The organism is Candidatus Zixiibacteriota bacterium, from assembly GCA_035574315.1.
In the GTDB taxonomy this organism is placed as follows: Bacteria; Desulfobacterota; Binatia; order UBA9968; family UBA9968; genus DATLYW01.
Map to the genome: position 1 here is coordinate 1 of DATLYW010000050.1, position 11937 is coordinate 11937.

Genomic DNA, 11937 nt, shown 5'->3' on the forward strand with positions numbered 1-11937 from the left:
GGAAGAAGAGATGTCCGAGCCGGCCCGCCCCCGCCAGCTCTCCACCCCCTGGGCCCTTGTGACGAGGCTCATGATGGGGGGCGCCGCGGCTTACTTCGTCTGGGCGTCGACCGTGGGGGTCGTGTCCCTGCAGTATTTTCGGGGTGCCGCCGTGCTCTACAGCCTGGTGGTGCCGATCCTCCTCTACAAGGCGAGAAGGCGCGCCCGTTCCGACAGGCCTTCGGCCGTCGACGTCCTGCTCGCCGCCGCGGCGACCGTCAGCGTGGTCTACTGGATGGTGGAGCACGAGGCGATGGCCTACCGCGCGGGCGACTACACCGCCACCGACGTATGGATGGGCGTGGTCGCGACGGCGGTCGCCATCGAGGCGGCGCGGCGCGTTCTGGGCTGGGACATGGCGCTTTGCGCCGTGGTCCCCATTCTCTACGCGCTGTTCGGCAACTATCTCCCGTACATCATCGGCCATCGCGGCTATTCCGTGCGGCGCGTGGTGGAGTACGTCTACCTCACCTCCGACGGCATTTTCGGCATCATGGCCGAGGTCCTGGCCGAGTACATCATCCCGTTCGTCGCCTTCGGCGCGTTCCTGGAGCGCGCGGGCGTGGCGCAGTTCTTCATCGACATCTCGCTTGCAGCGCTGGGACGGATCGCGGGCGGTCCGGCGCAGGCATCGGTGGTGTCGAGCGCCCTGATGGGAACCATCAGCGGCAGCCCGATCGCCGAAACCGTGACCAAGGGTCCGATCACCATTCCGCTGATGAAGCGCGCCGGCTTCCCGCCGCACACGGCCGCGGCGGTGGAAGCGGCGGCGTCGACGGGCGGCGCGATCATGCCGCCGGTCATGGGCGCCGGCGCTTTCATCATGTCCGAGATGACCGGCATTCCATACCTTGACATCATCAAGGTGGCGGCGATTCCCGGGATCCTCTATTTCGTCTCCGTCGGAGTCATGATCTACTTCGAGTCGCGCAAGCTCGGCCTCAGAGGGTTTCCCAGGGAAGATCTCCCGCGGCTCCCCGAGGTCTGGCGCCGCGGCTGGTATCTGCTCTTGCCCATCGCCGTCCTGATCGGCACTCTCGTCGCCGGCTATTCGCCCCAGATCGCGGCGCTTTACGGCATGGTTTCCACCATCGCGGTGAGCTGGTTGCGCAAAGAGACACGGATGGGACCGGGGTCGATCTGGCGCGCGCTGGTGGACACGGGCAGGAACTGCCTCTTCGTCGCCGCGCTCACCGGCGCCGTCGGGGTCCTGATCGGGGTCCTGTCCCTGACCGGCATCGTCATTCGCTTCCCCTATCTCTTGATCGAGCTGGCGGGCGAGAGCGTTCTCGTAACGATCGCCCTGATCGCCTGCGCCACCTTCGTCCTCGGCCTGCCCCTGCCGATCACCGCAACCTATCTGATCGTCGCCGTCGTCGCCGTGCCGGCGCTGCTCAAGCTCGGCGTGCCGCTCATCTCCGCGCATCTGATCATCTTCTGGCTGAGCCTCGACTCCAACATCACGCCGCCGGTGGCCATGGGACCGTTTGCCGCCGCTGCGATCGCTCAGGCCGACCCCATGAAGACCGGCTGGAGCTGCTTCCGGTTCGCAAAGATCATCTACGTCATGCCGCTGCTCTTCGCCTACACGCATCTGCTGCTGACGGGAACGGCCGCCCAGAACCTCGCCGCGATCCTTTCCGCCACCCTGGGAACCGTGCTGTTTTCCATCGTGAGCACGGCCTATTTCCATATCCGCACGACGCTGATCGAGTGGCTGCTCCTGGCGGCGGCGACGGCGCTGTCCTTCGTCCCGTCCTGGCCGGCGGGAACCGGGGCGGTGCTGATCTTTGCCGCGGTTTACGCCTGGCAACGGCGGCGGGCGGCCGCAGAGCCGGCCCTGAAAAAACCGATTATCGCGGCGAATTGACGTGACGGACCTGTCGTAATTACCGGCCCGGAGGTTCCGCTCGCTGACGCGCGAAAGGGTCCTCGCCCTTGGCCATGACGAGGGAATAGGCCGTGATCGCCACTCCCACGGTGATGAAGCTGTCGGCGAGATTGAAGGCCGGCCAGTGATAGCCAGCCCAGTGGAAGTCGAGAAAATCGATCACCTCGCCGTAGGCGATGCGATCGATCAAGTTGCCGATCGCTCCGCCCAGAATGAACGCGAGCGCCGTCGCGAGGCCGGTCTCTTCTTGCGGGAGCCTTCTGAGCATGACGACGATGAAGATGATCGCCGCCACCGAAAACAGCACGAGGAACGGCAGGCGGAAGCTCGCCGCGCTGCCCGCGAAGATCCCGAAGGCCGCCCCGGTGTTGCGGATGTAGGTGAGATGGAAAAGCCCCTCGATCACCGGGATCGAGTGGTGCAGCGGCATCGTCCGGTCGACGATGAGCTTGGTCAACTGATCCGCGAAGACGACGAAGACGACCCAGCCCCAGACGAGTTTGGCCTTGAAGGTCAAGCGGATTCTCCGGATCTGAGCACCGCGGCGCAACGGGAGCAAACGCCCGGGTAGGCAGCGTCCGCGCCCACGTCGATCTCGTACTTCCAGCAGCGTTGGCATTTCTCGCCGAGCGCGGGAAAGACGGCGATGAAGCTGTCGCTGGGCTTGCTGTAGTAGCCCCAGCCCGCGCGTTGCTCATCCTGAAGCGGCGCCGCCGCCCCCTCCTGGCCCGCGCGACGCGCCTCCTCGAGCTGCGAGAGAAAGTCGGGTTTTCGGCCGTTGCCGCTGGCGAGCTGCGAGACGATCAGGACGTCTTCGGCCATCTGAGGATCGCTTTCCAGCAGCTCCTCCAGAGCCGACCGGCCAGACCCCTGCTCCCGGTAAATCAGGACCCGCGCGTCCAGAGAATGGCCGATGATCCCGCCGTTGCGCGCCACCTCGAGTGCTTTGAGGACCTCTCCGCGCTCGCGGAAAACCCGCTCCCAGCGCCCCGCGAGCGCGCCATCGACGAGGCTCGAATCGGGCTCGGGCATGGGGGACAGGAAGACGCTCGGCGGACGCTCGGCTCGATCCGGCATCTGCTCCCAGATCTCTTCGGCGGTAAAGGAAAGAATCGGCGCCATCAGATGGACCAGAACGTCCAGGATTTTGAACAGGGCGGTCTGCGCCGCTCGCCGTTTGCGCGATCGGGCGCCCTCGCAGTAGAGGCGGTCCTTGACGATATCGAGATAGAGCGCGCTCAGGTCGACGCTGCAGAAGTTGTTGAGCGTGTGGTAGACGACGTGGAACTCGAAGCGGTCGTACGCCTCGCGGCAGCGGGCGAGCACGACCTGGGTGCGGTGCAGGATCCAGCGGTCCAGCTCCTCGAGGGATTCCACGCTCACCCCGTCCCTGCCCGGCTCGAAATCATAGAGGTTGCCGAGCAGGAAGCGGGCGGTGTTGCGCAGCCGGCGGTACGCCTCGACCAGCCGGTTGAGGATCTCGACCGAGATGCGCACGTCCTCGCGGTAGTCCTCGGCCGCAACCCAGAGGCGCAGGATCTCGGCCCCGAACTTCTTGGTGATCTCCTGGGGCGCGATCACGTTGCCCAGAGACTTCGACATCTTGCGCCCCTTGCCGTCCAGCGTAAAGCCGTGCGTGAGCACGCTTTTGTACGGCGGGCGGCCCCGCGTGGCGAGCGCGGTGAGCAGCGCCGTGTGAAACCATCCCCGGTGCTGGTCGCTTCCCTCGAGGTACAGGTCGGCCCGCCCTCCGAGGCGCGGGTCGCGCTCGACGACCGCGGCGTGGCTCACCCCGGAGTCGAACCACACGTCGAGAATGTCTTCCTCCTTGACGAACTCCGCGGCTCCGCACCCGGGGCAGCGAAAACCGGCGGGAACCAGCTCGCTTACCGGACGCGAAAACCATGCGTCGGAGCCTTCCTGCTCGAAAACGGCCGCAACGTGCTCGCAGATCCCCTCGGTGAGCGCGACCGCACCGCAGCGGCTGCAGTACAGCGCCGGAATCGGCACTCCCCAGGAGCGCTGACGCGAGATGCACCAGTCGGGCCGGTTCTCGAGCATGCCGCGGATCCGGTCCTTGCCCCACGGGGGGATCCAGCGCACCTGCTCGATCGCCTCCAGCGCGCGCCGGCGCAGGTCGTTTTTCTCCATCGAGATGAACCATTGCTCGGTCGCGCGGAAAATGACCGGCTTCTTGCAGCGCCAGCAGTGCGGATAGCTGTGCACGAGCTTGTCCTGCTTGAGCAGCGCCCCGCGGGCCCTGAGCATATCGAGGATCGCGGCGTCGGCCTCGAAGACGCGCTTGCCGCTGAGCTCGCCGGCTTCCGCCGTGAACCTTCCCTCGGCATCGACCGGAGCGAGCACCTCGAGGCCGTAGCGCAGCCCGACCTCGTAGTCCTCCCGGCCGTGGCCTGGAGCGATGTGGACGCAGCCGGTGCCCTGCTCCCGGGTGACGAACTCGCCGAGAATGACCTTCGACTCGCGGTCCAGCCACGGATGGCTGCAAACGACCCCCTCGAGCTCGGCACCCGCCCATGCTTGCTGGGACACCCGGCAGTCGCCTTCGGACAGGCCGACCGCTCTCATCAGATTTGCGATGAGATCCTCGCAGAGGACCAGAACGCCGAGAGGAGTGACGACCCTGCGATAGCGGAACTCCGGGTGAACCGCGATCGCCAGGTTTGCCGGCAGCGTCCAGGGCGTGGTCGTCCAGATGACGAGCGCGTCGCCGGCGTCCAACAACCCGCGGCCGTCGCGGACCGGAAACTTGACGTAGATCGACGGCGAGGTGTGGTCCTCGTATTCCACCTCGGCCTCGGCCAGCGCGGTCACGCAGGAGGCGCACCAGTAAACCGGCTTTTTCTGCCGGTAAAGCGCCCCGGAGGCGGCGAACTTTCCGAGCTCGCGGATCTCCTGCGCCTCGTAGGGCGGGTCGAGCGTACGGTACGGGCGGTCCCAGTCGCCGAGAACGCCGAGCCGCTTGAACTCCTCGCGCTGAACGTCGATGTACTTCTCCGCGTACTCCTTGCAGAGCCGACGCACCTCGGTCTTGCTCATGCCGAGCTTTTTCGCGCGCCCGATGGTCCGCTCGACCTGCAGCTCGATCGGCAGCCCGTGACAGTCCCAACCCGGGACGTAAGGCGACGAAAACCCCGACATCGCCTTGTACTTGACGATCACGTCTTTGAGGATCTTGTTCAGAGCGTGGCCGATGTGAATATGGCCGTTGGCATAGGGCGGCCCGTCGTGGAGCACGAATCGCGGGCGGCCGGCGTTGGCCTCCAGGACCCGCTCGTAAATCCGTTCTCGCTGCCACTTCTCCACCTGCTTCGGCTCGTTCTCCGGCAGGCTGGCGCGCATCGGAAACCGGGTCCGAGGCAGGTTCAGCGTTTCTTTATAATCCATTGACGGCTCGATCTTTGTCGGAAGGCGGCGCAGAACGAACCGCCCGGCTATTTGTGGCCGTTGAGCCCGCGTACCATTCGAAAGGCGAACTTGTCCGCCTTGCTCTCGGCGTCGGCCCAGAAGATAAAGTGGCCCATCTCGTGGTACACGGTGTTGATCCAGCTCCGCTCCGTGTTGTATTTCCGGCCGTTCTTCCAGTTTTCCGGGTGCACCAGGTAGATCTGGCCGTTCTCGTAGGTCTTCCCGGCGGTCTTACCCCAGTCGAGATACTCGAACCATTCCACCTTGGGGTTTTTGAGGTGGTAAAACCGGCAGAGGGTGGAGATCGCCTTCTTGAACTCCTGGGGCTTGTAGGTATGGAAAAAAGACGACAGGAGCCGGTCCACGACACGACGCTCTTTCAACGGGGGCAGTATCATTCGCATGGTTGTTTTCCGCATCCACGATGGCGCTATTTTTCTAGCATAAAAAAACCGGAATAAAAACAGACCGCAGTTTCCCTTAAAGAAGGAGGTCATCTGTAACCCCTTAAAACAATTGACGTTTTGTCGCGGCTGCGCGCCGTCCGCAGGCGTGTAGCGCCGCCGCTGGCTCGCTTGCGGTGGAGGTCAAACTAGCGTAGATTGTGGGCGCATTTCGTCGTCGTTTTCCATGGAGTAATGACCTGGCGGTGGTATCGGGAGGCCGGCTACCTTTGTGTGTGGGCCGGGATCGAGGCAGGGCAGGCCGCGGTGCGGGTGTTGCCGCGGTCGTGGGCCTACGGCCTGTCCGACACGATCGCCGGCGCGGCGTTTTATCTCTGCCCGGCCTTTCGCCGTCGCTCGCTCGAAAACCTGCAGGCCGCTCTCGGCCACACGCTCGCTCCGGGGGAAGCCGAGCGGGTAGTTCGCGCATCGCTCAGGAATTTCTTCAGGGCCTTCGTCGAGGTTGCGGCCGGGCTGACGGCGCCCCCGAGTGAGCTGCGATCGGCGATCCCCGCAGAAGGGTTCGAGCACCTCGAGGCCGCGCTCGCAAAGGGGAACGGCGTCATTGCGATCAGCGTCCATCTGGGAAATTTTTTTTTGGCCGGAGCGCGGATGGCGGCCGAGGGATACCCCACGCACGTCCTGGTCAACCCGCCTAAGAACGCCCGCCTCGCAAGTCTCATGGACGGCTACCGCGCGAAAATCCTTCAGCACACGATCCATTCTCGACCGCGCCAACAGGCTCTGCGGGAGCTGGTCGAGGTGCTGCGAAAAAACGAGGTCGCGCTGGTCATCGCGGACGAGTATCGGCGCGGCGCCGGCGTTCTCGTCCCGTTTTTCGAGCGCACGGTGCTCGCCCGGCGCGGCCCGGCTACCCTCGCTCTCAGAACCGGCGCGGCGCTCGTCCCGCTGTACGTGATGCGGACGCCGGACGGGGCGCTCAGGCTCGTCATCGAGCCCGAGCTGGAAATTTCCCGCGGCGGCAAGAGCAGGATGGCGGTCCGGGAGGCCGTGCTTAGGATTACGGGGTGGGTCGAAAGGACCGTCCGTCGCCACCCCGACCAGTGGAACTGGATGACGGTCCACTGGCACTCGGCGCCGCAGCGGGTTCGAGGAACGAACGGCGATTCCTGCAGCGTATATCGATGAAAGGACAGAAAGGGGAGGTTTGGTGAAGCTCAGCAAGAAGGATCTGGAGGAGTTGAAAAGGAAGGTCGCGCTCGGTAACCGCATCATGTTCCACCAGGGGCTGGCCGACTATCACGGCCACGTGAGCGCCCGAATTCCGGGGACGCGCCGGTTTCTGATCAAGCCGGTTCTCGCGCCTCTTGGAGAAATCTCGGCCAGGGACATCATCCTCGTCGACATCGACGAGTACATGGAGGTGTGCGAGCAGAACTGGGCCAAGGCCGCCAACCGGCGCGCGGTGACCAGGCTCAAGGCGCCGCCGCGCGAGACGATGATTCATGCGGCGATCTACGACGCCCGTCCGGACGTCAACTCGGTGGTCCACACGCACCAGACCCTCGCCACCGCCTTTTCGGTCGCGGGAGTTCCGCTGCGCCCGATCTACAACCAGGCGGCGGTGTTCGCCCCGGAAACGCCCATTTTCCCGAGCCCGCGGCTCATCTACACGGTCCAGGATGGAAAGGAGATCTGCCAGACGCTCGGCGACCGTATGGCGATGCTGCTCCAGGGCCATGGCGTTGTTGTGGTGGGCGACAGCTTAGAATATGCTACGGTTCATGCTATCTATCTCGAGCGAACCGCTTACATGCAGTGGGTTGCGAGCTGCGTGGGAAAGCCGGTGACGATGCCGCAGAAGGACATCGATTACATGAAGGAAAACATGATGTATCGCGCCTACGACGCTTTTGCTTACTTCCGGTCGCTGTTGCCAAAGGGAGTCAGGGTTTGACGCTCGGGCGCATGCTCAATTTTTTGGAGGTCTGAACTCATGGCCAAAAGGGAACAAAGAATCGCCCGCGCCGCTTCGCCGGCGCCTCAAACCGCGCCGGTGCGCGACCTGCGCGACTGGCTCGCGCGGGTGGAAAAGATGGGTGAGCTCGTGCGCGTGACCGAGCCCGTCAGCTGCGAAGAGGAAATGAGCGCCATCAGCTACCTCATCGCCAAGCAGAGCCCTTCGCCTGCCGTGCTCTTCGAAGCGGCCAAGGGTTACGAGAGCAGCCCGTACAGAGCCCGGCTTTTGTGGAACATTCTCGGTCCGAGCCTGCGCCGGATCGCGCTCACGCTCGAAGAGCCTACGGACCTCCCGACTCTCGAGCTGATCCGCCGGGTCAAGGACAAGCTGAAGAACCGTATCCCGCCCCGGGAGGTGCCGCAGTCCCAGGCGGCTTTTTACGAGAACACCGTGACCGGCGAAGATATCGATCTTTACCAGCTGCCGATCCCGAAGCACTGGCCGCTGGACGGGGGTCGCTACGCCGGCACCGCCGATTGCGTAATCACCCGCGATCCCGACACCGGCTATACCAACGTCGGAACTTACCGGATGATGCTCCAGGGCAGGCGGGAAACCGGCCTGTACCTCTCGCCGGGAAAGGACGCGCGATTGCACATCACCCGCTCCTGGCAGCTCGGCAAGCCCATACAGGTGGCCGCCGCCTGGGGAATCGACCCGCTTTTCATGGTGGTCGGCTCGCAAACCTTTCCCAAGAATGTCTCGGAGTACGAGTACGCGGGCGGCGTGAAGGGGGAGCCAATCCCGGTGGTAAAGGGGAAAACCACGGATCTCCTGCTGCCCGCCAGCGCGGAGCTGGTTGTGGAGGGCGTCATCCGCCCCAACTCCGTCAGGAAAGAAGGGCCGTTCGGAGAGTTTCCCGGCTACTACGGCAGGCCTGAAGCGGGTTGCCCGCTGGTCGAGATCACCGCGGTCCATTATCGTAACCAGCCGATCCTCACCAACGCCCTGATGGCGGACTATCCCTCCAACGAGCAGAGCGGTTTCTTTTCCGTGATCCGGTCGGCCCGCATCTGGGACGACCTGGAGAAGCTCGGCGTTCCCGGCATCGTCGGCGTTTATGCCCACCCGGCCGGAGCGGGCGGCTTCGGCATGACGGTGCTGAGCATGGAGCAGCGTTACGCCGGGCACGCAGCGCAGGCGCTCGCGCTCGCCGCGCAGGTGCCCGGCGGAGCCTATTACACCAAGTGGATCATCGCCGTGGACGAGGACGTCGATCCGACCGATATGGACCAGGTGATCTGGGCGATGAGCAGCCGCTGTAACCCGATCGACGATATCGACATCCTGCGCAACACCTGGAGCACGTGGCTGGATCCTACACAAAACCCGCCGGAAAAGAGACCCTACGGCTCCAAGGCCCTGATCAACGCCTGTAAAGAGCACCGATACCTGCCGGTATTTGCCAAGCGGACGGCTTTGCGGCGCGAGGTCTACGAACGGGTAGCCGCCGAATGGAAGAGACTTGGCCTCCCGGGAGAGGTCCCCGAAGTCCGGGCTTTTGAAGAGGAAAAAAAGGTTGTTTACCACGAGGTAGGCGGCTTCGAGCCCGGCAAGCAGCCAGGGGAGGCCGAAAAGTAGCCGCCGTCGCCGGTTCCGGCCGGGGGGCTCGTGGCTGAAGCTGTCCATTTTTGTGCCGGCACCGGCTTAAACTCGCCCGTCCTGGTGTCCATGAGGCGCCTTGCTGTCGGCTGAAATACGCGTAAATTCAATAAGTTGATTTACGCCAGCCTTTTGGCACGTCACCTGCTCTAAGTTGGCCGACAACCCGGGTTTTTCGAGCCATAAAGACCGGGCGGCCGCCTTTTCCGTATGAGCGCCGCGATTACCAGGTTTTCCGATTGGAGCGTCGTCTCCGAACCGGCGCTGCCCGACGCCGTCAGGACTCTGCTCATCCAGACGGTTGAAGACGCACATCTCACTGTGTGCGAGCTCAGGCGGCGGGGTTTGGAGGTCACCTTCGAGCGCGTGGAGACTCCCAGGGAACTCAACGAGGCGCTGGCTCGCAGCGACTGGGATGTCGTGATCGCGGACTACACGCTTCCGCGGCTGCTCGGTTCCGACGCTTTGGAGATCGTCCGGCGCAGCAGTCCCGACCTGCCTTTTGTTTTTGTTGCCGAGGATTCCATCCAGGACAAGGCGATCGCGGGAATGCTCTCCGGCGCCCAGGACTGTGTCGCCAAAGAAACCCTCACGCGGCTCGCCGCGGTCGTCCGGCGCGAGGTGCGCGAGGCCAGGGTGCGCCAGGAAGGCATCCGCGCCCGGCGCAAGCTGCAGTATCTCGCCTATCACGATCCGATCACCGACCTGCCCAACTACGCCTATTTTCGCGACCGCCTCGAGCAGGCGATCCTCAACGCGCGCCGCCGGGTGTGCCGGGGCGCGCTGCTGGTTTTCAAGGTCAATGAGTTTCGGGAGATCAACGAGTCGTTCGGTCACGAAATCGCCGACCGCGTCCTGGCGCACGTCGGTCGATGCCTTAAGGAGACGGTGCCCGACGGCTGCGAGCTCGCCTGCCTGCGAGCGAACGAGTTCGCGATCCTGATCCCGGTGCTCGCCTCCGAGGAGCAGGCGATCCGTCTGGTCCTTTCGGCCGCCGAATCGTTGCACAAGCCGCTGGTGGTCGGCGACGTCGCCCTCGAGGCGCAAAGCCGGTTCGGCGTCGTTTATTTTCCCGACCACGGCTCAAGCGCGGAGATACTGACGCAAAACGCGCGCAAAGCACAGTACCAGGCGAGAAAAACTTGCAGCCTTTATTCCGTCTACCTGCCGCACGGCGCGCAGAACCGGATCTCGGACCTGGCCCTGGTCAGCGATCTGCGGCGCGCGATCGCCGACGACCGCCTCTACCTGCTGTATCAGCCGAAAATGGACTTGCGTACCGGGGCGACGGTCGGCGTCGAGGCGCTGGCGCGCTGGAATCACCCGGTGCTCGGGACGATTCCTCCGGCGCGCTTCATACCCCTTGCGGAACGAACCGGGCTGATCACGCCGCTGACGCTCTGGTCCCTGGAGCAGGCGCTCCGGCAGGGCCGCGAATGGGCGGATCAGGGATTCCCGCTGCGCGTCGCCGTGAATCTTTCGATGCAGAACTCCAGCGTCGCGGACCTCTGGGAGCGCCTGTTCGACCGCCTGGCCGCGGCAAGGCTGGGAACCCACCAGCTCCAGCTGGAAATCACCGAGAGCGTGGTCATGATCAACCCCGCCGCGACGCTGAGCAACATGAAGCGCCTGAAGGAGCTGGGCGCGAGCTTCGCGATCGACGATTTCGGCATCGGCTACTCTTCACTCGCGTACCTCAAACGGCTGCCCATCGACGAGATCAAGATCGACAAATCGTTCGTGGTGCACGCTGCGACGGAAGCGGAAGACGGCGCGATCGTCAAGCTGATCGTCCAGATGGGCCACGAGCTGGGCTTGAAGATCGTCGCCGAGGGAATCGAGGACGCAGAGACCCTCGACTTCCTCGCGAGACTCGGCTGCGACATGGCTCAGGGGTATTACATCGGCCGGCCGTTGCCCGGACCCGAGCTGGGCGCGTGGCTGGCCGCGAGAAGAAAGCAGGGAACGTCCTGAGGGCCGCGAAAGGGAAGGGCGCGGGCGGGGAGTCGATCAGCTGATCGCCTCTTCTCCCCGCTCGTTGGTTCGAATGCGGATAACTTCCTCGACGCTGGAAACGAAGATCTTTCCGTCCCCGATCTTGCCGGTCTGAGCGGATTCCAGGATCGCGTCGATGATCTTGGGCGCCATTTCGTCCGGCGCCAGAATCTCGATTTTCACCTTCGGCAGGAAATCCACCGTGTACTCCGCGCCGCGGTACAGCTCGGTGTGGCCTTTTTGTCTCCCGAAGCCCTTCACTTCGGTGATCGTCATGCCCGTGATTCCGACCGACGTGAGCCTTTGCTTGACCTCGTCGAGCTTGAACGGCTTGATGATCGCCTCGATCTTTTTCATGGCTCGTCCTCCGTGCCGCCGGGGGGCCGGGGCCTCCCGGCGGCTGGTCCGGTGCGCGCTAAATATCGAAGTACAGGGCGAACTCCCAGGGGTGGGGTCTCATGCGGATGGCGTCGACTTCTTTTTTGCGTTTGTAGTCGAGCCAGGTCTCGATGACGTCCTTGGTGAAGACATCCCCGCGCAGCAGGAACTCGTGATCCTTC

At 64.2% G+C, this 11937-nt stretch carries 10 protein-coding genes; 5 read left to right on the forward strand and 5 right to left on the reverse strand.

What is annotated here, in order from left to right; all coding sequences use genetic code 11:
• Window positions 1–1909, forward strand: a 1909-nt coding sequence (locus VNN77_18815; protein HXG53455.1) for a TRAP transporter fused permease subunit, incomplete at its 5' end; no start/stop codon positions are given.
• 19 nt (window positions 1910–1928) lie between these two features.
• Here VNN77_18815 and lspA read toward each other — a convergent pair.
• Genes lspA through VNN77_18830 form a run of 3 tightly spaced genes read right to left on the reverse strand, consistent with a single transcriptional unit; the run spans window position 1929 to window position 5760 of the window.
• A complete protein-coding gene (lspA, locus tag VNN77_18820) occupies window positions 1929–2447 on the reverse strand; it encodes a signal peptidase II (protein HXG53456.1) in 519 nt (172 codons plus the stop codon).
• Window positions 2444–5335, reverse strand: a complete 2892-nt coding sequence (gene ileS, locus VNN77_18825) for an isoleucine--tRNA ligase (GenBank protein ID HXG53457.1) — start codon at window positions 5333–5335, stop codon at window positions 2444–2446. Before ileS ends, lspA begins: the two co-directional genes overlap by 4 nt.
• A gap of 47 nt (window positions 5336–5382) precedes the next feature.
• Window positions 5383–5760 (reverse strand): hypothetical protein, encoded by a 378-nt coding sequence (locus VNN77_18830; protein ID HXG53458.1) that lies wholly within the window; start codon window positions 5758–5760, stop codon window positions 5383–5385.
• A gap of 234 nt (window positions 5761–5994) precedes the next feature.
• On the opposite strand from VNN77_18830, the gene VNN77_18835 reads away from it, so the two are divergent.
• The 4 genes from VNN77_18835 (at window position 5995) to VNN77_18850 (ending at window position 11356) form a co-directional block, all read left to right on the forward strand.
• Window positions 5995–6948 (forward strand): hypothetical protein, encoded by a 954-nt coding sequence (locus VNN77_18835; GenBank protein ID HXG53459.1) that lies wholly within the window; start codon window positions 5995–5997, stop codon window positions 6946–6948.
• 22 nt (window positions 6949–6970) lie between these two features.
• Complete coding sequence (locus tag VNN77_18840; GenBank protein ID HXG53460.1) at window positions 6971–7717, forward strand: class II aldolase/adducin family protein; 747 nt, start codon at window positions 6971–6973, stop codon at window positions 7715–7717.
• A 39-nt stretch (window positions 7718–7756) separates the two neighbouring features.
• The gene (locus VNN77_18845) at window positions 7757–9361 is read left to right on the forward strand and encodes a UbiD family decarboxylase (protein HXG53461.1); all 1605 of its coding nucleotides are present in this window, start codon (window positions 7757–7759) and stop codon (window positions 9359–9361) included.
• Between the two features lie 231 nt (window positions 9362–9592).
• The gene (locus VNN77_18850) at window positions 9593–11356 is read left to right on the forward strand and encodes a GGDEF domain-containing response regulator (GenBank protein ID HXG53462.1); all 1764 of its coding nucleotides are present in this window, start codon (window positions 9593–9595) and stop codon (window positions 11354–11356) included.
• Between the two features lie 36 nt (window positions 11357–11392).
• On the opposite strand, the gene VNN77_18855 is transcribed toward VNN77_18850, so the two are convergent.
• Both VNN77_18855 and glnA read right to left on the reverse strand, forming a co-directional pair.
• Window positions 11393–11734 (reverse strand): P-II family nitrogen regulator, encoded by a 342-nt coding sequence (locus VNN77_18855; GenBank protein HXG53463.1) that lies wholly within the window; start codon window positions 11732–11734, stop codon window positions 11393–11395.
• Window positions 11735–11792: 58 nt separating this feature from the next.
• Window positions 11793–11937, reverse strand: a 145-nt coding sequence (gene glnA, locus VNN77_18860) for a glutamine synthetase (GenBank protein ID HXG53464.1), incomplete at its 5' end; no start/stop codon positions are given.

Bases quoted from the DNA above. Each gene is read 5' to 3' on its own strand.
- VNN77_18845 (HXG53461.1), top strand. From the start codon at position 7,757: ATGGCCAAAAGGGAACAAAGAATCGCCCGCGCCGCTTCGCCGGCGCCT.
- VNN77_18855 (HXG53463.1), bottom strand. From the start codon at position 11,734: ATGAAAAAGATCGAGGCGATCATCAAGCCGTTCAAGCTCGACGAGGTC.
- ileS (HXG53457.1), bottom strand. From the start codon at position 5,335: ATGGATTATAAAGAAACGCTGAACCTGCCTCGGACCCGGTTTCCGATG.
- VNN77_18830 (HXG53458.1), bottom strand. From the start codon at position 5,760: ATGCGAATGATACTGCCCCCGTTGAAAGAGCGTCGTGTCGTGGACCGG.
- VNN77_18850 (HXG53462.1), top strand. From the start codon at position 9,593: ATGAGCGCCGCGATTACCAGGTTTTCCGATTGGAGCGTCGTCTCCGAA.
- VNN77_18835 (HXG53459.1), top strand. From the start codon at position 5,995: ATGACCTGGCGGTGGTATCGGGAGGCCGGCTACCTTTGTGTGTGGGCC.